General features: G+C 65.6%; 22 protein-coding genes. 8 read left to right on the plus strand and 14 right to left on the minus strand.

Going from position 1 to position 19,463, the window contains the following annotated elements; genetic code table 11:
- Positions 1-16: 16 nt before the first annotated feature.
- The 4 genes from sbcB to DT603_RS00365 all read right to left on the minus strand — a co-directional run bounded on the left by sbcB (position 17) and on the right by DT603_RS00365 (position 5,377).
- Positions 17-1,459 (minus strand): exodeoxyribonuclease I, encoded by a 1,443-nt coding sequence (sbcB, locus tag DT603_RS00350; RefSeq protein ID WP_162347870.1) that lies wholly within the window; start codon positions 1,457-1,459, stop codon positions 17-19.
- Positions 1,459-2,826, minus strand: coding sequence for an FAD-dependent oxidoreductase (locus DT603_RS00355; protein WP_246191510.1), 1,368 nt, complete (start codon positions 2,824-2,826; stop codon positions 1,459-1,461). Before DT603_RS00355 ends, sbcB begins: the two co-directional genes overlap by 1 nt.
- 178 nt (positions 2,827-3,004) lie before the next feature.
- Positions 3,005-4,279, minus strand: coding sequence for a kynureninase (gene kynU, locus DT603_RS00360; RefSeq protein WP_162347872.1), 1,275 nt, complete (start codon positions 4,277-4,279; stop codon positions 3,005-3,007).
- 72 nt (positions 4,280-4,351) lie between these two features.
- Entirely contained in the window at positions 4,352-5,377 is a 1,026-nt protein-coding gene (locus DT603_RS00365; protein ID WP_162347873.1) for an amidohydrolase family protein, read from the minus strand.
- A gap of 134 nt (positions 5,378-5,511) precedes the next feature.
- On the opposite strand from DT603_RS00365, the gene DT603_RS00370 reads away from it, so the two are divergent.
- Genes DT603_RS00370 through DT603_RS00380 form a run of 3 tightly spaced genes read left to right on the plus strand, consistent with a single transcriptional unit; the run spans position 5,512 to position 8,095 of the window.
- Positions 5,512-6,951 (plus strand): cytochrome ubiquinol oxidase subunit I, encoded by a 1,440-nt coding sequence (locus tag DT603_RS00370; RefSeq protein WP_162347874.1) that lies wholly within the window; start codon positions 5,512-5,514, stop codon positions 6,949-6,951.
- Complete coding sequence (gene cydB / locus DT603_RS00375; protein ID WP_162347875.1) at positions 6,951-7,958, plus strand: cytochrome d ubiquinol oxidase subunit II; 1,008 nt, start codon at positions 6,951-6,953, stop codon at positions 7,956-7,958. The genes DT603_RS00370 and cydB overlap by 1 nt, the downstream gene beginning before the upstream one ends.
- A complete protein-coding gene (locus DT603_RS00380) occupies positions 7,958-8,095 on the plus strand; it encodes a DUF2474 family protein (RefSeq protein ID WP_162347876.1) in 138 nt (45 codons plus the stop codon). The genes cydB and DT603_RS00380 overlap by 1 nt, the downstream gene beginning before the upstream one ends.
- 19 nt (positions 8,096-8,114) lie before the next feature.
- Here DT603_RS00380 and DT603_RS00385 read toward each other — a convergent pair whose 3' ends face one another.
- The 10 genes from DT603_RS00385 to asnS all read right to left on the minus strand — a co-directional run bounded on the left by DT603_RS00385 (position 8,115) and on the right by asnS (position 15,618).
- A complete protein-coding gene (locus DT603_RS00385; protein ID WP_162347877.1) occupies positions 8,115-8,660 on the minus strand; it encodes a 3-hydroxyanthranilate 3,4-dioxygenase in 546 nt (181 codons plus the stop codon).
- A gap of 4 nt (positions 8,661-8,664) precedes the next feature.
- Positions 8,665-9,090, minus strand: a complete 426-nt coding sequence (locus tag DT603_RS00390) for a RidA family protein (protein WP_162347878.1) — start codon at positions 9,088-9,090, stop codon at positions 8,665-8,667.
- A 45-nt stretch (positions 9,091-9,135) separates the two neighbouring features.
- A complete protein-coding gene (gene can / locus DT603_RS00395) occupies positions 9,136-9,801 on the minus strand; it encodes a carbonate dehydratase (protein ID WP_162347879.1) in 666 nt (221 codons plus the stop codon).
- 17 nt (positions 9,802-9,818) lie between these two features.
- Complete coding sequence (locus DT603_RS00400; protein ID WP_162347880.1) at positions 9,819-11,249, minus strand: aldehyde dehydrogenase; 1,431 nt, start codon at positions 11,247-11,249, stop codon at positions 9,819-9,821.
- Between the two features lie 31 nt (positions 11,250-11,280).
- Positions 11,281-12,093 carry an endonuclease VIII gene (gene nei, locus DT603_RS00405; RefSeq protein ID WP_162347881.1) on the minus strand — a complete coding sequence of 271 codons (813 nt, stop codon included), beginning with the start codon at positions 12,091-12,093 and terminating at the stop codon, positions 11,281-11,283.
- A gap of 64 nt (positions 12,094-12,157) precedes the next feature.
- Positions 12,158-12,946 (minus strand): SDR family oxidoreductase, encoded by a 789-nt coding sequence (locus DT603_RS00410; protein ID WP_162347882.1) that lies wholly within the window; start codon positions 12,944-12,946, stop codon positions 12,158-12,160.
- A gap of 8 nt (positions 12,947-12,954) precedes the next feature.
- Complete coding sequence (locus DT603_RS00415) at positions 12,955-13,587, minus strand: FMN-binding negative transcriptional regulator (protein ID WP_162347883.1); 633 nt, start codon at positions 13,585-13,587, stop codon at positions 12,955-12,957.
- Between the two features lie 4 nt (positions 13,588-13,591).
- The gene (locus tag DT603_RS00420; RefSeq protein ID WP_162347884.1) at positions 13,592-13,912 is read right to left on the minus strand and encodes a hypothetical protein; all 321 of its coding nucleotides are present in this window, start codon (positions 13,910-13,912) and stop codon (positions 13,592-13,594) included.
- Complete coding sequence (locus DT603_RS00425) at positions 13,909-14,214, minus strand: hypothetical protein (RefSeq protein WP_162347885.1); 306 nt, start codon at positions 14,212-14,214, stop codon at positions 13,909-13,911. The genes DT603_RS00420 and DT603_RS00425 overlap by 4 nt, the downstream gene beginning before the upstream one ends.
- A gap of 3 nt (positions 14,215-14,217) precedes the next feature.
- Positions 14,218-15,618, minus strand: coding sequence for an asparagine--tRNA ligase (gene asnS, locus DT603_RS00430; RefSeq protein WP_162347886.1), 1,401 nt, complete (start codon positions 15,616-15,618; stop codon positions 14,218-14,220).
- 107 nt (positions 15,619-15,725) lie between these two features.
- On the opposite strand from asnS, the gene DT603_RS00435 reads away from it, so the two are divergent.
- The 5 genes from DT603_RS00435 to rplI all read left to right on the plus strand — a co-directional run bounded on the left by DT603_RS00435 (position 15,726) and on the right by rplI (position 19,402).
- On the plus strand, positions 15,726-16,061 hold the full coding sequence (locus DT603_RS00435) for a HesB/IscA family protein (RefSeq protein ID WP_162347887.1): 336 nt from the start codon (positions 15,726-15,728) through the stop codon (positions 16,059-16,061).
- Between the two features lie 92 nt (positions 16,062-16,153).
- A complete protein-coding gene (locus DT603_RS00440) occupies positions 16,154-17,935 on the plus strand; it encodes a DUF885 domain-containing protein (protein WP_162347888.1) in 1,782 nt (593 codons plus the stop codon).
- A gap of 160 nt (positions 17,936-18,095) precedes the next feature.
- Positions 18,096-18,530 carry a 30S ribosomal protein S6 gene (gene rpsF, locus DT603_RS00445; protein ID WP_162347889.1) on the plus strand — a complete coding sequence of 145 codons (435 nt, stop codon included), beginning with the start codon at positions 18,096-18,098 and terminating at the stop codon, positions 18,528-18,530.
- 11 nt (positions 18,531-18,541) lie between these two features.
- Positions 18,542-18,772, plus strand: coding sequence for a 30S ribosomal protein S18 (rpsR, locus tag DT603_RS00450; protein ID WP_162347890.1), 231 nt, complete (start codon positions 18,542-18,544; stop codon positions 18,770-18,772).
- A 180-nt stretch (positions 18,773-18,952) separates the two neighbouring features.
- Entirely contained in the window at positions 18,953-19,402 is a 450-nt protein-coding gene (gene rplI / locus DT603_RS00455; RefSeq protein ID WP_162347891.1) for a 50S ribosomal protein L9, read from the plus strand.
- The last annotated feature ends 61 nt before the right edge of the window (positions 19,403-19,463 follow it).

Below are 19,463 nucleotides of genomic sequence, written 5' to 3' on the forward strand. Positions count from 1 at the left end.
CTGGGCAGGAAGGGAACTACGAGAGTTCGGCCTTGAGGTCCTGGCCCCATACCTGCAGGTGGTCCAGGAGCGCCTGTTTCGCACCGTCGTCGGGAAACTGCTGGCGCAGGTTCGAGATTTCCGCCTCGTAACTTTCGAATGTATATTCGGACAGGCCGCCGTCCACCGTAAGGCGCTGCCTGCGATAACCATCCCATAGCCGCTGTTCGGCCTGCGTCAAGGTGCCCGGCCAGTTGCGGGCCCTGTACCGGAACAGCAATTCAGGCAGTCGCTGATCAGTGAAGCCGAATTGGCGTGTTGCAAGATGCTCGGGCGGGGTGCCGCGCACCTCGTCCATGCGACGCTTGTCGCCATCGCCGATGAAACCGTTGTACAGCGAGGCATCGGCGTCCGGCTTGTCGTGGGCGCGCTCGCTGCCGAACACGTTGCGCATCTTCTCCGCCAGCTGCGCCGCATGCGGGCGCAACGCGTCGGCATTTGCCTCGACGCCGGCCCTGTCGATCTGCAGCCGCAGGAAATCTTCCTCGCGCAGGTGCGACCAGGCCACCAGCGCGGGCGAACGGTTGAGATGGACTTCCTTCAGCGGGATGCGTTTCTCCCCCGGCGGCAGGTCGGCCGCGGGGACGTACAGGCGGTCCGTGATCTCTTCCGGAGAAAGGTCCAGCAGCGATTGTGGATCGCCATCCAGGTCGAACACGATGATGCGGTTGTCGAAACGCGGATGGCGCGCCAGCGGCAACACCGGCGCGGCGCACATGCGGCTGGCCGGGTATCGCTGCGACACGTGCAGTGCCGGGGTCAATGCGACGGTGTCCAGCAGGCTGGCGGCGAAACGCTTGTTGCGCAGCTTCAACGCGTAGTCCCACAACTTCGGTTGCGCGTCGCGGAACGTGCGGGCCATCCCCAGGGTTGCATACACGTCGGAGAGGGCCTCGTGCGCGTCGCCCTGGCGCACCCCGTTGGCCAGTGCCAGGTGCTCCAGCTTGAACGAGGTCGCGCCGTCCTCGCGTTTCGGCCAGACGATGCCGTCAGGACGCAGGGCGTGCGCCAGCCGCATCACGTCCAGCAGGTCCCAGCGGCAGTTGCCACCACGCCATTCGCGTTCGTAGGGATCGTGGAAATTGCGGAACAGGCCATGGCGCACGAACTCATCGTCGAAGCGCAATGAATTCCAGCCCAGCGTGCAGGTCTCGGGGCGTGACATCTCGTCGGCAATGCGGCCGAAAGCCTCGGCCTCGCCGACGCCTTCGCGCCAGGCATGCTGCGGGGTGATGCCGGTTATCAGCGTGGCCACGGGCGAGGGCAGCAGGTCGTTGGCCGGTTGCACGAAGAAACTGACCGGTTCCTCTACGAGCTTCAGTTGTTCATCCGTGCGCACGGCGGCGAACTGGGCGATACGGGTGCGGCGCGGGTCGCTGCCAAAGGTTTCCAGGTCGTAGAACAGGAAACTGGCGGCCATCAGGCGGCGTCCACGAGCACGTCAAGACGCGCCAGCACCTGCGCATCGACCGCTTGCCAGTCGACGTTCGCCAGCGAATCCAGGCCGCGCGTCGCCTCGACCAGGATCTCGCGCTGGATATCGCTGCGCAGCAGCGCCGTGGCATACGGAATCAGCATGAAGGTGACCATGGTGTAGTGGGGCACGAAGCGGCCGGGATGGCGTTCCTGCAGCTGCTGCTCCAGGTCGCGCTGCAGCAGGAAGTCAGGGTCGTCCACGCGGTCGCGCATCTCCAGGTAGTTCTCGAGTGCCATCTGCTGGATCGCCGAGGCATTGGGCTTGCGCTCGGCCTCGAAGGCGGCGAAGGCCTCCGTTAGGTCCGTGTGGGCCTCGAGCTTGCGTGCCAGCACGACGCAATCCTCGAACGCGCAGTTCATGCCCTGGCCATGGAACGGCACCATGGCATGCGCGCCGTCGCCGAGCAGTACCGCGCGGCCCTGCAGGTGCCAGCGGTCGAGGGTGAGGGTAGCCAGCAATCCAGGCGGATTGCGCTCCCAGTCCTGCTCCAGCTCCGGTATCAAGGCGATCGCATCGGGAAAGTCCCGTTCGAACAGGGCCCTGGCCTCGGTGCCCGTTTTTACCGAGGCGAAGCTGGGCTCGCCCAGGTTGGGCAGGAAGGCGGTGAAAGTGAAGGTCTTCTCGTCGTTGGGCAGCGCGATGCACATGTAGCGGCCACGCGGCCAGATGTGCAGCGCATTGGGTTCGATCTGGAAACCGCCGTCGGCTGCCGGCGGAATCTCCAGCTCCTTGTAGGAATGATCGAGGAAATCGGTGCGCTCGCCCAGGTCGTGCTGGCGCATCATCGCGGCGCGCAGCGAGGAACCGGCACCGTCGGCGCCGACCAGTGCGGTGAAATCGACGCTGTGCGAGGAACCATCGCGGTCGTCGACGAATCGCGCGTTGCGGGCTTCGAATTCCACCGCGTCCAGGCGCTGGTGGAAGTGCAGGTGCGCGCCGGCCTGCTGGGCCAGGTCCAGCAGCACGATGTTCAGGTCGCCGCGATGGATCGACCAGATCACTTCCGAATCGTCCCGCCCGTAGCGCTGCAGCTGCTGGCGGCCATCCAGGCTGTGGACCATGCGGCCGCGCATCATCACCGCCTGCTTCATCACCTCATCGTCGGCATCGGCATGGCGCAACGCATTGCGTCCGCGCTCGGCCAGCGCCAGGTTGATGGAGCGGCCACCCTCGTAACCCTTGACGCGAGGATCGCCGCGCTTTTCGTACACGTCCACGCGCCAGCCGCGGCGAGCCAGCAGGATCGCCAGCAGCGCGCCGGCCAGGCCCGCGCCTATTATCGTGATGGATTTTCCGGTTTCTATGCGCAAGATAATTATTCCGTCATTCCCGCGAAGGCGGGAACCCAGTGACTTTGCTCCGCCCCTGCCATACCAGGGTAATTCCAGTATCGATGCAGTCCTCGATCCTCTGCTCCGCGGGCCTTGTTCCCGGGGTGCAAGTCGCTGGATTCCCGCCTCCGCGGGAATGGCGATCCTGAAAAAATCTTTACACCCCTCTCCAGGATTCGACCTCCTCCACGAACCGGTAGACATCCATGAACCGGTTGTACATCGGCGCCGGCGAAATGCGGATCACGTCCGGTTCGCGCCAGTCGCCGATGGTGCCGATGGAGGCCAGGTACTCGAACAATTCACGCCCGCGTTCGCGTCCGCCGGTAACCCGCAGCGAGAGCTGGCTGCCACGGCGCGATGGATCGGCCGGGGTGATGATCTCCAGCGTGTCCGATACGCGCGCACGGATCAGCGCTTCCAGGAAACCGGTGAGTTTCTCCGACTTGGCGCGCAGGGCCGGCATGCCGCCGGCCTTGTCGAACAGCTCCAGCGAAGCCAGCAGGGGCGCCAGCGCCAGGATCGGCGGATTGCTCAGCTGCCAGCCGTCGGCGCCGGGCGTGGGCCTGAATTGCGGACCCATCTGGAAACGCGTGTCCTTTTCGTGTCCCCACCAGCCAGCGAAGCGCGGACGATCGCTGTGGGCGTGGCGTTCGTGCACGAAGCAGCCCGCCACTGCGCCCGGACCGGCATTCATGTACTTGTAATGGCACCAAACCGCGAAGTCGACCTGGCTGTCGTGCAGCGAAAGCGGGACGTTGCCGGCGGCATGGGCCAGGTCGAATCCGACCGTGGCGCCTGCGGCATGGCCCAGACGCGCGATTTCCGCCAGATCGAAGGCCTGGCCGGTGCGGTACTGGATGCCTGGCCACAACACCAGGGCGACCCGGGAACCATGCATGGCAATCGCGCGTTCGATCGCACCCATCGAAAAGGTCCCTTCGGCCTCGTCGGGTTCCACCTCGATGAGGTCGGTCGCCGGATCGAAGCCATGGAAGCGGATCTGGGATTCGATCGCGTAACGATCGGAGGGAAATGCACCCGCCTCCATGAGGATCGCGGGACGCTCGCCGGTAGGGCGGTAGAAGCTGACCATCATCAGGTGCAGGTTGGCGGTGAGCGAATTCATCGCCACCACTTCCGCGGGCTGCGCGCCGACCACCCGCGCCAGTGGCTCGCGCACCTGCTCGTGGTAGGTCATCCACTGTGCCTCGCCGGTGAAATGGCCTTCCACCGCTTCGTGGCTCCATTTCTCCAGGACCTGCAGCACGTGGCTGCGCGCACCGCGCGGTTGCAGTCCCAGGGAATTGCCGCAGAAATAGACCTGCTCGTTGTGCTTGTGTTTCGGAATCAGGAAGTCGCCGCGCAGCGGACGCAACAGGTCCGCGGCGTCAAGGGCGATGGCGTGGGTGCGGGAAAGCAGGTCGGTCATTGGTATCCAGTTGCGAAAAAGGGAAAAACACAGGAGCGACTCACCTCGTTCCTGCGTCGATGAAATCGGAAGTCATGCAAAACGCGACGCCGGCAGGCCCAGCCATTCCAGCGCCGTGCCGTGGTACAGGCGCGCCTGGCCCGCCGCGTCGAGGCCAAGTGCGGCGATGCCGGCGCCCGGCTCCTGTTCGCCCAGCGGGAAGGGATAGTCGGTGCCCAGCATCACCCGGCTGGTGCCCACCGTATCCAGCAGGTACTGCAGGGCGCGCGGATCGGCGACCCAGGAGTCGAAATACAGCTGCTTGATGTAGTCGCGCGGATTGCCCGGGTTGTCGGTAGCTACCAGGTCCGGACGCATGTTGAAGCCGTGCTCGATGCGGCCGATGGTGTACGGGAAACTTCCGCCGCCATGGGCCAGGCAGATCTTCAGCTTCGGCAGGCGTTCCAGCACGCCGCCGAAGATCAGGCAGCAGGCCGCGCGCGATTGCTCGGCAGGCATGCCGACCAGCCAGGGCAACCAGTACTTGGGCATGCTTTCGCTTCCCATCATGTCCCACGGATGGACCAGGATCGCGGCGCCCAGGTCGGCCGCCGCCTCGAAGAACGGGAACAATTCCGGCGCATCCAGGTTCCAGTGCTGGCCGTCGGCAAGCTGGATGTGCGAACCGATCTGCACGCCTTGCAGCCCCAACTGGTCGGTGCAGCGTTCCAGTTCCTGCACGGCCAGCCTGGGCGACTGCAGCGGAACGGTGCCGATGCCGGCGTAATGGCGTGGATACTGGCGACAGGCTTCGGCGGTGTGGTCGTTGAGGGACTGGTGCAGGTCCAGCGCCTGGTTGGCCTTGGCCCAGTAGCTGAACATCACCGGCACCGTGCTCAGCACCTGCACCTGCACGTCGAAGCGCGCGTAATCGTCGATGCGCACTTGCGGGTCCCAGGTCTTGGGCCAGATTTCGCGGAAGAACTTGCCGTCCTTGTAGATCCGCGCACGGCCATCGTCGCCGTGGTGGATCACCGGGAAACGGTCGTCGTTGTATTTCTTCGCCAGGTCCGGCCAGGTATGCGGCAGGTAGTGGGCGTGCGTGTCGATCTTGAGCATCCCCGGAGTTTAGCCGAGCGGGGCAAGGCGATGGCGCGTGGAATCCGGAACCACGCATGGCGGGTCATCGCCTTGACCCTGCATGGCCGGCTTGGGACTAGAATGACGCCGTTGCCTCCACCCTGGTACAGCTGGTGCCCAGCCTCGATGCCTTGCTGCTTGCGCGGATCCAGTTCGGCTTCACGATCTCGTTCCACATCATTTTCCCGGCCATCACCATCGGCCTGGCCAGTTACCTGGCGGTGCTCGAGGCGGCGTGGCTGCGCACGCGCCGGCAGGTTTACCTGGACCTTTACCAGTTCTGGATGAAGGTGTTCGCCGTGGCCTTCGGCATGGGCGTGGTCTCGGGCATCGTCATGGCCTACCAGTTCGGCACCAACTGGAGCGAGTTCTCGCGCTTCGCCGGCGGCATCACCGGACCGTTGCTGACCTACGAGGTGTTGACCGCGTTCTTCCTCGAAGCCGGCTTCCTCGGCGTGATGATGTTCGGCATGCAGCGGGTGGGGCCGGGCCTGCACTTCCTCTCGACGGTGGCGGTGGCGGTAGGCACGCTGATCTCGGCCACCTGGATCCTGGCCTCCAACAGCTGGATGCACACACCGCAGGGCTACGAGATCCTCGATGGCCGCGTGGTGCCGGTCGACTGGCTGGCGGTGATCTTCAATCCCTCGTTCCCTTACCGGCTGGCGCACATGGTGACGGCCGCGTTCCTGGCCACTGCGCTGATCGTCGGCGCCACCGGCGCCTGGCACCTGTTGCGCGGGCGCAGCGACCCGGCCGTGCGCACCATGTGGTCGATGGCGATGTGGATGCTGCTGTTCACTGCACCCGTGCAGGCGCTGATCGGCGATATGCACGGCCTCAATACGCTGCAGTACCAGCCGGCCAAGCTGGCGGCGATGGAAGGGCACTGGGAAAACAAGCCGGGCGAAGGCGTGCCGCTGATCCTGTTCGGCATCCCGGACATGGAGCAGGAGCGCACCCGCATGGCGGTGGAGATCCCCCGCCTGGGCAGCCTGATCCTGACCCGCAGCCTGGACGGCCAGTTCAAGGGCCTGAAGGAGTTCCCGCGCGAAGACCGACCCAACGCGCTGGTGGTGTTCTGGACCTTCCGGGTGATGGTCGGGCTGGGCCTGCTGATGATCGGCCTGGGCCTGCTGGCGGCACTGGCGCGCTGGCGCGGGCGACTTCACACCTCCAGGCCGTTGTGGCGCATGGCCGTGCTGATGGGCCCGGCAGGACTGGTGGCGATCCTGGCCGGCTGGTTCACCACCGAGATCGGCCGCCAGCCCTGGATCATCCACGGCCTGATGCGCACCGCCGATGCGGTGTCGCCGCACACGGGCGGCGCCGTCGGCCTGACCCTGGCGGTATTCGTGGTGGTCTATTTCACCGTGTTCGGCGCGGGCACGGTGTACGCACTGCGTATCATGGGCAAGGGGCCGTCGCTGCACGAAGGCGACTCGTCGCCGGAAGGCGGGCCCGGGCAGCCGCGCCAGCCGGCAAGGCCGCTGTCGGCGGCGACCGATGTGGAAACCGCAGATGGCCGGCTGCGCGAAGGCGAGGTGGACTGATGGGCATCGACCTGCCGCTGGTCTGGGCGGTGATCATCGTCTTCGCGATCATGATGTACGTGGTCATGGATGGCTTCGACCTGGGCATCGGCATGCTGTTTCCGTTCTTCCAGGAAAAGGCCGATCGCGACGTGATGATGAACACCGTGGCCCCGGTCTGGGATGGCAACGAGACCTGGCTGGTGCTGGGTGGCGCCGGCTTGCTGGCGGCGTTCCCGCTGGCGTATTCGGTGGTGCTGACCGCGCTGTACCTGCCGCTGGCGGGGATGCTGATCGGCCTGATCTTCCGCGGCGTGGCCTTCGAATTCCGTTTCAAGACCGAAGCCGGCAAGCGCCGCCTGTGGGACCAGGCCTTCATCGCCGGCTCCTATATCGCGACGTTCTGCCAGGGGATGGTCCTGGGCGCCTTCGTCAACGGTTTCCGGATGCAGGGGCAGCGCTTCGTCGGCGGAGCATTGGACTGGATCACCCCGTTCTCGGTGTTCACCGGCGTGGGCCTGGTGGTGGCCTACATGCTGCTGGGCAGCACCTGGCTGCTATGGAAGACCGAGGGCAGGCTGCATGACGAAATGCGCCAGCAGACGCGCCGCTGGATCTGGGCGCTGCTGGCCGCGATCGTGGTGGTCAGCCTGTGGACCGCGCTGGCCCAGCCGGGCATCGCTTCGCGCTGGTTCAGCCTGCCCAACCTGCTGTTCTTCGCACCGGTGCCATTGCTGGTGGGGCTGGTGATGTGGGCGCTGTTGCGCGCCCTGGCCCGCGGCGCGGAACTGGCGCCGTTCCTGCTGACCCTGGCCCTGGTGTTCCTCGGCTACAGCGGGCTGTGCATCAGCGTGTGGCCCAACATCATTCCGCCCGGCATCTCGATCCACGAAGCCGCCGGCCCGCCGCAAAGCCTGGGTTTCACCCTGGTCGGCGCGCTGCTGATCATCCCGGTGATCCTGATGTACACCTCGCTGGCCTACTGGGTCTTCCGCGGCAAGGTGCGCGACGGCGACGGCTACCACTGATGGAAAGCGGGCCGAGGCCGCGATGGGGCAGGCGGATCGGCTGGCTGCTGCTGATCTGGGCGCTGAGCGTGGCGGGCCTGGGCTTGCTGGCCTGGCTGCTGCGGTTGCTGATGCGTGCCGCCGGAATGACCGCCTGAGCGACCGACGCCGACGCGCTCAGGTATCCGGCATCACGTAGCGGGCCGGCGCCGGGTTGAGGTGCCCGCACTGCTTGCAGGTGCGATGCTCCGTCGAGGAATAGAAGCGGTCGAACACCGGCGGGAAGTCCTTCTCGATGTCGTGCAGGTGGAAGTATTCCTCGTAGACCTTGTGGTTGCACTGTTCGCAGAACCACAGCAGGCCATCGTCCTCGTGGTCCAGGCGCCTGCGTTCGATCACCAGGCCGATCGAGTCCGGCATCCGTTGCGGCGAATGCGGCACCCGCGGCGGCAGCAGGAAGATCTCTCCCGCGCGGATCGGGATGTCGCGCACCGCGCTGGAGCCGTCGTCGGCCTGCTCCTGGATGCGCAGTACCATCTCGCCTTCCAGCTGGTAGAACCACTCGGCGCCTTCATCCCAGTGGTAGTCGGTGCGCGCGTTCGGGCCGCCGACCACCATGACGATGAAATCGCCGGCATGGATGACCTTGTTGCCGACCGGCGGCTTCAGCAGGTGGCGGTGTTCCTCGATCCAGGCGTGCAGGTTGAGCGGATTCGGCAGCATTGGCTCATTCCTCGAAGGCGGCGACGCACTTCAGTTCGATGGCGATGGGCGTCGGCAGGGCGTCGATGCCCAGCGTCGTGCGGCAGGGGGCGGCGGCCGCGTCGGGGAAATACTCGGCCCAGACGCGGTTGTAGGCCTGGAAGTCCCGTTCCATGTCGGTCAGGTACACGGTGACGTCGACCAGCTGTTCCCAGCGCGCGCCGCTGGCCTGCAGCACCGTGCGCACGTTGGCGAACACCGCCCGGCATTGGGCGTCGATGTCGTAACTGAGCAGGCGACCTTCGGCGTCGTGCACGTTGCCGACGATCGCATTGGTGGCCGGATCGCGCGGTCCGATCCCGGACAGGAACAGCAGCCCGCCGACCCGGCGCGCATGCGGGTAGTGGCCGACCGGCACCGGCGCGGAACCGGCCTGGATGGCTTCGCTCATGGCAACTCCCGCCGCCCCTTGCCGGAATGCGCCGGGACGCCGCACTCATTCATGGCGGTCGTCCTGGGGATGCACCGAGGCCACCGCCTGCAGGTAGGCCGGGGCCAGCGCCTCGGTCGATGAAACGTCCATGCCCAGCTGGCGCACGCGGCCGTCGAACAGGCTGTAGACCCAGCCATGCACCGAAAGCCGCTGCCCGCGTGCCCATGCGTCCTCGACCACAGTGGTCTGGCACACGTTGAACACCTGTTCGATCACGTTGAGTTCGCACAGCCGCGCATGGCGCAGCGACTCGGTGTCCACCCCGGCCAGCAGCGGGGCATGCTTCTGGGCCACGTCGCCGACGTGGCGCAGCCAGTTGTCGGCCAGCCCGAGGCGCGCGCCGGTCATCGCCGCGTGCACGCCGCCGCAGCCGTAGTGGCCGACCAGCAGGATGTGCTCGACCTTGAGGATGTCCACCGCGAACTGGATCACCGAGAGGCAGTTGAGGTCCCCATGCGACATCACGTTGGCGACGTTGCGATGCACGAACACCTCGCCCGGGTCGAGGCCCAGGATCTGGTTGGCCGGCACCCGCGAGTCCGAGCAGCCGATCCAGAGGTAGCGGGGCGACTGTTGCTGCGAAAGGCGCTTGAAGAACCCGGGGTCCTCGTGCTTGATCCGATCGGCCCATTCACGGTTGTTGCGCAGCAGTTGGTCGAGTTCACTCATGCTTTCATTATCCCCGATCAGGTTGGCAGGGCCAGGCAGACATTCTTGGCTTCGGTGAAGAAGCGCATCGCCTCGGCACCGCCTTCGCGGCCCAGGCCAGAAGCACCCACGCCGCCGAATGGCGTACGCAGGTCGCGCATCAGCCAGGTGTTTATCCACACGATGCCCGCATGCAGCTGGGCAGACAGCCGATGCGCGCGATCGAGGTCGCGGGTCCACAGCGACGCGGCCAGGCCGTATTCACTGGCATTGGCGAGGACCAGCGCATGCGCGTCGTCGTCGAAAGCTTGCAGCGTGACCACCGGCCCGAATATTTCCTCGCGATTGCTGGCGCAGTCGGGACCGAGTGATTCGATGACGGTCGGTTCGATGAACCAGCCCTCGCGTTCGACCCGGTTGCCGCCATGCAGGAAACGGCCGCCTTCCTCGCGCGCACGCGCTATGCAGGTCATCACCTTGTCGAAATGCGCCTGCGAAACCAGAGGACCGAGTTTGGTTTCCGGCGACATGGGGTCGCCGATGGCCAGCATGCGCACGCGGGCCACGAAGGCTTCACGGAATTCGTCGTAGATGCCGCGCTCCACCAGAAGCCGGGAACCGCACAGGCAGATCTGCCCGGAGTTCTGGAACGCCGAACGCACCAGCGTGTCCAGCTGCCCGCGCCAGTCGCTGTCGGCGAAGACCAGGGTGGGATTCTTGCCGCCGAGTTCCAGCGACAGCTTCTTCAGTGCCGGCGCCGCCAGCGAGGCGATGCGCTTGCCGACCGCGGTACTGCCGGTGAACGAGACGGCCCGCACTTGTGGGTGTGCCACCAGTGGCTCGCCGACTTCAGGGCCCAGTCCGTGCACGATGTTGAGCACGCCAGGCGGAAAGCCGATCCCGGCGGCAAGTTCGCCCAGCATGGTCGCGGTCAACGGGGTGACTTCCGACGGCTTGGCTACCACCGTGTTGCCGGCGGCCAGGGCAGGGGCGATCTTCCAGGTGAACAGGTACAGCGGCAGGTTCCACGGCGAGATGGTTGCCACCACCCCAAGCGGCGCACGCAGCGTGTAGTTCAGGCCCGCCTCGCCGTGGTGCGACTCACTGGCGAACTGCACCGCGGCCTGGGCGAAGAAGCGCAGGTTGGAAACCGCACGCGGGATTTCCGCATCACGCGCCAGGGCGAAAGGCTTGCCGCCGTCCAGGGACTCGGCGCGGGCAAAGGCATCAATGCGCGATTCAAGGGCCGAAGCGAGTTTTTCCAGCCATGCGGCACGTTCACTGTTGCGCAGGGCCGACCAGGAAGGAAGGGCGGCGGACGCTGCGGCGACTGCCGCTTCCACGTCACGCGCATCGCCACGCGCGACCTGTGCGTGCGGCTTCGCGGTTGCAGGATCGAACACCTCCAGCCAGCCACCTGAGTGCGGCGGATATGCCTGGCCATCGATCCGGTGGTGCAGCTTCTGCATCCGCCAAGCTTACCTGCGACGGCTGGGGACGTCATTGTTGGCAGTGGGGGCACCAGTACAACCGGCGGCTGGCGATCCGTTCCATCACGATCCCGCTGCCGCAGGAAGGGCACGGTTCGCCTTCGCGTTCGAATACCTTGAAGCGGAAGGTTTTCGCGGTCTGCGCCAGATAGTCCTTGCTGGAATCGGGTAGCGCGCCCTTGAACTTCGAACGGTAACTGCGGCGGGACACCGCCAGCAGTGCCTTGGCCAACGCGCGCGCTTCCCTGGGTTCAAGCGAGGCTCCGGTGCGCAAGGGCGCAAGCCTGGCCTCATACAGCACTTCCGAGCGCAGGTAATTGCCCATGCCGGCGGCGAACTCCTGCTGCAGGAGCAGCACCGCCAGCTTGCGACGGGCGAACGGAGGCGTGCCGACACGTTCTACAAACTCATCAGCCGTTACTTCGGATCCGAGGACGTCGGGGCCAAGCTTGGAAAGGAAGGGGTGGGACTCGATGGCGCTGGTCTTCCACATCTCCACCTTGGGCGCGATATGCAGGCTGGCTGCGCCTGATGCGGTGGCCAGCCACACGCGTGGCGAGCCGGTGGGCGGATCAGGCGGGGTCTTGGCCTGGAAATCCCAGTAGCCCAGCAACTGGCTGTGCGTGTAGAGCGTCAATCCGTTGTCGAAACGGGTGAGCAAGGCCTTTCCCCTTGCCTGCACGTCGACAACGCAACGACCCTTGAGTCGCTTTTCGTAGCGTTTCAGCTCCGGAAGCGAGAACCTGGCCGTGACCAGCGGCTTGCCGGCCAGCAGCTGGCGTGCGCGGTCGGCGATGTAGTGGGTTTCGGGACCTTCTGGCATGCCGCGATTGCAGCAAGGCCGGCGTTCGCATGTGGTGACGGGAATCGAGTGCGCCGGCAGCCGGTCAGATCGACTGCATGCGGCCGCCATCCACGGCAAGGCTCACACCATTTATGTAGCCGGCGGCCGGACTGGCGAGGAAGGCGATCGCCGCCGCGATCTCCCCCGCCCCGGCAAACCGGCCCACCGGCACTGTCGACAGCATGGTGGCGGCGATGGCATCGCGCGCCTTGCCGCTGGCTGCGGAGCGGTCATCGAGGATCTGTTCCAGCCGCTGCGTGCGCGTATAGCCCGGCAGGACGTTGTTGACGGTGACGCCGAGCGGGCCGAGCTCCCGCGACAGCGTCTTGGCCCAGCTGGCGACCGCGCCGCGGATGCTGTTGGAGACACCCAGGTTGGCGATGGGTTCCTTCACCGACGTCGAGATCACATTGACGATGCGGCCCCATTGCGCGTCCTGCATCGAGGGCAATACCGACTGCACGAGCATCTGGTTGGCCAGCAGGTGCCTGTGGAAAGCATCCAGGTAGGCTGCCGCATCGGCGTCGATCGCACGGCCGCCAGGCGGGCCGCCGGTGTTGTTGACCAGGATATGCACGGGGTGTGCCGCGGCGAGCGCCTGGACCTGGGCCGCAAGATTCTCGTGGAGGCTGACGTCTGCGGCTATCCAGCCATGCCACTGCCCGGCTGCCTGCCGCGGCAGCGCCGCGGCGGCCGATTCCAGTGCATCGGCGCGGCGCGCGAGCAGGGTGACGTTGGCACCCAGCAGCGCCAGCTCCTTCGCTGCTGCGCGGCCGATACCTTCCGAACCGCCGCAGACCAGGGCGTGCTTGCCATCGAGATTCAGGTCCATGTGATTCCTCAGTCGTGGGTGCGTCGGTGCAGGTGGTCAATCATCAGGCCGGCGACCTCATGGGCCTGCGGGTCATCCAGCCCCTGCAGTCCGGTCACGGCGCCCTGGACATTGGCGAGCGGATGGTTCTGGCTGAGCTTGAACGCAAGTTCGATTCGCTCCGGCACGAAACGGAAACCGGTGATGCCGCGCAGCTGGCTGCGATGGCTTTGCCGGTCATGCTCGTAGCGCCAGTCGCTTCCCAGCGCCGATTCATGTCGCGCACTCAGCCGGTCGACGATGCCGGCGAGGAACGCCTCGTCCTCCGAGCTTTCGAGCGAGCCACTCAGATGCGCCACCGCGTAGTTCCAGGTGGGCACCCGCGAGGCCTGTTCCTTGTCCGCATACCAGCCGGGCGAGATGTAGGCATGCGGGCCATGCACGATCATCAGTGCGGGGCCCGGGTGCCGGGTCTGCGGGTTGACCCTGGCCCAATGTCCTTCGACCAGCACGTTGTCGCCGTTGCGCGTGTAGATCACGGGCAGGTGGCTGGCGAACGGTGCGCCCGTGGGCGCGGTCACCAGGGTGACGAAGGAATCGCGTTCGAACAGCCGGTCCAGCGCTTCCAGGTCGGTCTCGACGAAGGCGCGTGGCGTGTACATCGGATCAGGCGCGGGCGCCGAGCGATTGCACCATCAGGTGACGCAGGTCGGCCTCGTTCTCCGCACGCGGTGGCGAGACTTCATCCAGCGAGAAACCACGCGCCAGCGCGTCTTCCTCGTCCAGCCCGTCGAAGGCGACGAACTCCGCGTCGAACAGCGCCGCCCGGGCGGTGTCGTCGCTGTCATAGGTCAGGGTATTGCCGTCGCTGTCGAACACTTCGGCCGTGCCGGCCTCGCGCACCCGCAGTCGTGCCCAAACCAGCATGCGGCCCAGGGAGGCCACATACCACTGGTACTGGATGGGCAGTTCGATCGGATCAGTCATGACATCACCGTGGACAGCAGCCAGAGCAGGCCCGCCCCAAGCACCCCGCCGAAGATCACCAGCAACGATACCTTGGCGGGGGTCGCCAGGCCGGTCAGCGCGCGATCGCCGGTCTGGCGATAGCGCCCGCTCAGCAGCCAGCCCAGCGCGACCGGTTTGAGGAAGGCGCCGGTTCCGAATTCATCGGTGATGGCCGGGTGGCGATCGCGCACATGCACCAGGGTCAGCGGCCAGAAGATCACGAAGGCACAGAAGCCGGCGATGGCGGTGGCGAAGAACAGCAGGGCGAAGAACAGGATCATCGATCAGAATTCCGCATTGCCGGGCGCGCGCGGGTAGGGGATCGAATCGCGGATGTTGGACAGGCCGCACACGTACACCACCAGGCGCTCGAAGCCCAGGCCGAAGCCCGCATGCGGCACCGTGCCGTAGCGGCGGAAATCGCGGTACCAGCCGTAATGCGCGGCATCCAGGCCGAACTGGGCCATGCGCGAATCCAGCACGTCCAGGCGTTCCTCGCGCTGCGAGCCACCGATGATCTCGCCGATGCCGGGCGCCAGCACATCCATCGCCGCGACGGTCCTGCCGTCGTCGTTGAGGCGCATGTAGAAGGCCTTGATGTGCTCGGGATAGTTGGTCACCACCACCGGCCGGCCCACGTGCTGCTCGGTCAGCCAGCGCTCGTGCTCGGTCTGCAGGTCCAGGCCCCATTCGACCGGGAAATCGAACTTCTGCTTCGAGTCCTGCAGCAGCCTGATCGCATCGGTGTATTCGATGCGTTCGAACGGCGCATTGATGAAATCCTCGAGCTTGCTGATCGCGGTCTTGTCCACGCGCTCGGCCAGGAAAGCCAGGTCATCCTGGCGTTCTTCCAGCACCGCGCGGAACAGGTACTTCAGGAACTCCTCGGCCACGCGCGCGTCCTCGGCCAGGTCGGCGAAGGCGATCTCCGGCTCGATCATCCAGAACTCGGCCAGGTGGCGGGTGGTATTGCTGTTCTCGGCGCGGAAGGTCGGGCCGAAGGTGTAGACCTTGCTCAGCGCCAGGCAGTAGGCCTCGACGTTCAACTGGCCCGATACGGTCAGGAAGGTTTCCTTGCCGAAGAAGTCGCGGCTGAAATCGACTTCGCCGCGCTCGTTGCGCGGCAGGTTGGCAGTGTCCAGGGTGGATACCCGGAACATCTGCCCGGCACCTTCGGCGTCGGAGGTGGTGATGATGGGGGTGCTGATCCAGTTGTAGCCGTTCTGGTGGAAGTAGCGGTGGACGGCCTGCGACAGGCAGTTGCGGATGCGGGTCACCGCGCCGAACAGGTTGGTGCGGGGACGCAGGTGGGCGACCTCGCGCAGGAACTCCAGCGAGTGTGCCTTGGGCTGGATGGGGTAGGTCTCGGGGTCTTCGACCCAGCCCACCACTTCCAGCGAGACCGCCTGGATTTCGAAGCTCTGGCCCTGGCCCTGCGACGCCACCAGGGTGCCGGTGGCGATGACCGCGCAGCCGGCCGTGAGGTGCTTCACTTCGGATTCGTAGTTGCCCAGCGTGTTCGGGACCACGACCTGGATGGGCGCGAAGCAGGAGCCGTCACTGACGTTGACGAAGGACAGGCCCGCCTTGGAATCGCGCCGCGTGCGCACCCAGCCACGTACGGTCACTTCTCCACCGGCCGGGATCTTTCCCGCCAGCGCATGTTCGACGCTAACCACCGTCATGACTTGAATCCTTATGGAACACAACCATTAATGGAACGCGGAGTTTACCGGAGCAACGCCGGGAACGCCCTTCCCCCGGGCCTATACTTGCCGCAACAGGAGATCCGATGTCCATTACCCTCACCCCCGTCGCCTTGCAGCGTGTGCAGCGTTTCGTCGCCGAAAGCGGTGCGCTGGGCCTGCGCTTCGGCGTGACCCGCACCGGCTGCTCGGGCTGGGGCCACGTGGCCGACCTGGCGCGCGAGCAGCGTCCTGACGACACCGTCTTCGAGCACGAGGGCGTCAAGGTCTACGTCGACGCCGACAGCCTCTCGCTGGTGGATGGCACCGAGATCGATTTCGGCAAGCAGGGCCTGGGCGAAACCTTCCTGTTCCGCAACCCCAACGCGACCGCCGAGTGCGGCTGCGGGGAAAGCTTCACCACCCAGGCCGACCTGGCCTGACCGGTCGGCGACGGCGCCGGAGTTCCTTGCGGCCGTCGTAAACAGCCGTCGTGTCGTATTAAGCTCGCGGGTCGCCGAACCCGGAGTTGCCCATGTTGCGTTTCCCCCTGCTGGCCGCCCTTGCGCTCGCCAGCGTCCTGCCTGCCCAGGCCCAGGCCCAGTCCAGCGCCCACCAGTCCAGCGCCCAGGATCCGGTCCTGCACCGCCTGTTTGACGAGGAATGGGAACGCGGGCTGCGCGAAAGCCCCGAGAACGCCAGCTACAACGGCGACCCGCGCTTCAACGACCGCTGGAGCGACTTCAGCCTCACCGCCATCGCCAGTCGCGAGGCGGCTGACCGCGAGGCACTGGCCAGGCTGCACGCGATCGACCGCAAGCGCCTGTCGGCTGCGGACCAGCTCGACTACGACACCTTCGAGTGGAACCTGCAGCGCAGCATCGAACGCCAGAAATTCCGTGAATACCTGCAACCCATCAGCCACCAGGGCGGACCGCAGACCGCCGATGGCATTGCCGAGGTGCTGCCCTTCGCCACGCTCAAGGACTACCAGGACTGGCTGAAGCGGCTGCAGGCACTGCCCACGGTTATCGAACAGATCACTGTGCTGATGCAGGAAGGGCTGAAGGCCGGGAACCTGCCGCCACGCGTGCTGATGCAGCGCGTGCCCGCGCAGATCGCAGGGCAGGTGGTCGATGACCCGGCGAAAAGCGCGTTCTACAAGCCGTTCCTGAAATTCCCCGAGGGCATTGCCCAGGCCGATCGCGACCGCTTGCAGGCAGAGGCCAGGCGCATCATCGCCGCCGACGTGGTGCCGGCATATCGCAGGTTCGGGAGTTATTTCAACGAACAGTACCTGCCCCGGACCCGCGCCTCGATCGCGGCGGTGGACCTGCCCGACGGCAAGGCCTATTACGACTTCCTGGCCCGCTACTACACGACCACCAGCCTCAGCGCCGACCAGATCCACGCCATCGGCCTGAAGGAAGTGGCGCGCATCCGCGGCCAGATGGAAAAGGTCAAGGCCCAGACCGGGTTCAAGGGCAGCCTCGCCGACTTCTTCACCTACCTGCGCACCGATCCCAGGTTCTTCCACAAGACGCCGGCGGAGCTGCTGACCGCGTACCGGGCGCTGTCCAAGCGCATCGATCCGGAGCTGGTGAAGGTGTTCAAGACCATCCCGCGGCTGCCGTATGGCGTGAGGCCGATTCCGGACAACATCGCACCCGACACCACCACCGCCTACTACCAGCCGGGCGCTTCGGATGGCACCCGGCCCGGCTATTACTACGTCAACCTGTACAAGCCCGAGATGCGGCCCACCTGGGAAATGCTGCCGCTTTCCCTGCACGAGGCCGTGCCTGGCCATCATTTCCAGTTCGCCCGGGGGCTCGAAATCCCGGATGCGCCGATGTTCCGCCGCACCGCCTACTTCGTGGCCTACGGAGAAGGCTGGGGGCTGTATGCGGAGCAGCTGGGCTTCGAAATGGGCCTCTACGACGACCCCTATGACCACTTCGGCCAGCTGGTCTACGAAATGTGGCGGGCCGTGCGCCTGGTCGTGGATACCGGCATGCACTCGAAGGGCTGGAGCCGCGAGCGCGCCATCGCCTATTTCAAGTACAACGCCGCCAAGACCGACCAGGACGTGGTCAACGAGATCGACCGCTACATCGGCACTCCCGGTCAGGCCCTGGCCTACAAGATCGGGCAGATGAAGATTTCCGAGCTGCGGGCCCGGGCCAGCCGCGAGCTGGGGCCGAAATTCGACCTGCGCGAATACAACGATGCGGTCCTGGAAACCGGCTCGGTCCCGCTGGAGGCCCTGGAGCGCCATATCGACGCCTGGATTGCCGCCAAGAAGAGCGCCGGATAGCCTGCGGCTTGCAGCTAAGTCATTGAGCTGACATAATTTCCGGCTTCCCGCGGGCCTGGCTTGCGGGATTCCTTGCCCCACCGCGTCCCCCCATCTTCAGCCGGGGGACGGCCGGGGGGCTGTCCGGCCCATCAGGGCCACATCCGAAAGGGTTACAACGATGCGTCATTATGAAGTCGTGTTCCTGGTCCACCCTGACCAGAGCGAGCAAGTGCCGGCCATGATCGAGCGTTACAAGACGCTGGTCGAAAATGGCGGCGGCAAGATCCACCGCCTGGAAGACTGGGGCCGCCGTCAGCTGGCGTACCCGATCCAGAACCTGGTCAAGGCCCATTACGTGCTGTTCAACATCGAAGTCGAACAGGCGATCCTGGCCGAACTGACCGAAAGCTTCCGCTTCAACGATGCGGTGCTGCGCCACCTGATCATGAAGCGCGATGAAGCCGACACCGAAATGTCGATCATCATGAAGAGCAAGGACGAGAAGGGCGACAAGCCGGAGCGTGGCGAGCGTCGCCGTCGCGATGACGAGGAGGGTGGCGAAGTGGTTGAAGCCGCCGCCGCAACCGATTCCGACTCTGCCGAAGCCGCATAAGGAGTACCGCCATGTCCAAGTTCTTCCGTCGCCGCAAGTTCTGCAAGTTCACCGCCGAGGGCGTGAAAGAGATCGACTACAAGGATCTCAACACCCTGCGCCAGTACCTGACCGAAACCGGCAAGATCGTCCCCAGCCGCGTCACCGGCACCAAGGCGCGCTACCAGCGCCAGCTGCAGACGGCCGTCAAGCGTTCGCGCTTCCTGGCCCTGATCCCGTACACGGACAGCCACGACAATTGATTTTGCGGTAAGGGGTGAAGTCGGCGGCTGTTGCCGCCTGTAAATGGCAAAGAGTAGAAGCCTTTCATTCTTTGCAGCCCGCGCAGCGGGCGACTTCACTCTTGACCCTTCACCACTCCACTGTCATTCGGACAGCCCACCGCTGCGGGATCAACCCGCTAACGAATACGGAATAAAACCATGCAACTGATCCTCCTGCAGAAAGTGACCAACCTCGGCGTCCTTGGCGACAAGGTCGATGTGAAGCCGGGCTATGGCCGCAACTACCTGGTGCCGCAGGGCAAGGCCGTGCCGGCCACCGCCGCCAACGTCGCCGAGTTCGAAGCCAAGCGCGCCGACTACGAGGCCAAGGCCAAGTCCGTGCATGACGAAGCCGAAGCGCGTCGCGCCAAGCTGGAAGGCGCCAGCGTCACCATCAGCGCCAATGCCGCCACCGAAGGCAAGCTGTTCGGTTCGGTCGGTCCGCGCGATATCGCCGATGCCTTCACCAAGGCCGGCCATCCGCTGGAGAAGAGCGAAGTCATCCTCGGCGAAGGCGCGTTCCGCCACATCGGCGAGTACGACGTGCTGGTTCACCTGCATGCCGACGTCGAAACCACGGTCAAGGTCATCGTCATCGCCGACGCCTGATCCTGCCGCAAGCAAGACCCGGACGGGCGCCGCAAGGCGCCCGTTCTGTTTCCGGCGCCCG

The organism is Pseudoxanthomonas gei (assembly GCF_010119615.1).
Lineage (GTDB): Bacteria > Pseudomonadota > Gammaproteobacteria > Xanthomonadales > Xanthomonadaceae > Pseudoxanthomonas_A > Pseudoxanthomonas_A gei.

What these genes read in the sequence shown, in the direction of transcription:
- rplI (WP_162347891.1), top strand. Translation starts at nt 18,953, where the DNA reads ATGCAACTGATCCTCCTGCAGAAAGTGACCAACCTCGGCGTCCTTGGC.
- DT603_RS00440 (WP_162347888.1), top strand. Translation starts at nt 16,154, where the DNA reads ATGTTGCGTTTCCCCCTGCTGGCCGCCCTTGCGCTCGCCAGCGTCCTG.
- DT603_RS00415 (WP_162347883.1), bottom strand. Translation starts at nt 13,587, where the DNA reads ATGTACACGCCACGCGCCTTCGTCGAGACCGACCTGGAAGCGCTGGAC.
- DT603_RS00400 (WP_162347880.1), bottom strand. Translation starts at nt 11,249, where the DNA reads ATGCAGAAGCTGCACCACCGGATCGATGGCCAGGCATATCCGCCGCAC.
- sbcB (WP_162347870.1), bottom strand. Translation starts at nt 1,459, where the DNA reads ATGGCCGCCAGTTTCCTGTTCTACGACCTGGAAACCTTTGGCAGCGAC.
- DT603_RS00365 (WP_162347873.1), bottom strand. Translation starts at nt 5,377, where the DNA reads ATGCTCAAGATCGACACGCACGCCCACTACCTGCCGCATACCTGGCCG.
- can (WP_162347879.1), bottom strand. Translation starts at nt 9,801, where the DNA reads ATGAGTGAACTCGACCAACTGCTGCGCAACAACCGTGAATGGGCCGAT.
- DT603_RS00425 (WP_162347885.1), bottom strand. Translation starts at nt 14,214, where the DNA reads ATGATCCTGTTCTTCGCCCTGCTGTTCTTCGCCACCGCCATCGCCGGC.
- nei (WP_162347881.1), bottom strand. Translation starts at nt 12,093, where the DNA reads ATGCCAGAAGGTCCCGAAACCCACTACATCGCCGACCGCGCACGCCAG.
- DT603_RS00435 (WP_162347887.1), top strand. Translation starts at nt 15,726, where the DNA reads ATGTCCATTACCCTCACCCCCGTCGCCTTGCAGCGTGTGCAGCGTTTC.
- DT603_RS00420 (WP_162347884.1), bottom strand. Translation starts at nt 13,912, where the DNA reads ATGACTGATCCGATCGAACTGCCCATCCAGTACCAGTGGTATGTGGCC.
- asnS (WP_162347886.1), bottom strand. Translation starts at nt 15,618, where the DNA reads ATGACGGTGGTTAGCGTCGAACATGCGCTGGCGGGAAAGATCCCGGCC.
- rpsF (WP_162347889.1), top strand. Translation starts at nt 18,096, where the DNA reads ATGCGTCATTATGAAGTCGTGTTCCTGGTCCACCCTGACCAGAGCGAG.
- DT603_RS00380 (WP_162347876.1), top strand. Translation starts at nt 7,958, where the DNA reads ATGGAAAGCGGGCCGAGGCCGCGATGGGGCAGGCGGATCGGCTGGCTG.
- kynU (WP_162347872.1), bottom strand. Translation starts at nt 4,279, where the DNA reads ATGACCGACCTGCTTTCCCGCACCCACGCCATCGCCCTTGACGCCGCG.
- cydB (WP_162347875.1), top strand. Translation starts at nt 6,951, where the DNA reads ATGGGCATCGACCTGCCGCTGGTCTGGGCGGTGATCATCGTCTTCGCG.
- rpsR (WP_162347890.1), top strand. Translation starts at nt 18,542, where the DNA reads ATGTCCAAGTTCTTCCGTCGCCGCAAGTTCTGCAAGTTCACCGCCGAG.
- DT603_RS00410 (WP_162347882.1), bottom strand. Translation starts at nt 12,946, where the DNA reads ATGGACCTGAATCTCGATGGCAAGCACGCCCTGGTCTGCGGCGGTTCG.
- DT603_RS00390 (WP_162347878.1), bottom strand. Translation starts at nt 9,090, where the DNA reads ATGAGCGAAGCCATCCAGGCCGGTTCCGCGCCGGTGCCGGTCGGCCAC.
- DT603_RS00385 (WP_162347877.1), bottom strand. Translation starts at nt 8,660, where the DNA reads ATGCTGCCGAATCCGCTCAACCTGCACGCCTGGATCGAGGAACACCGC.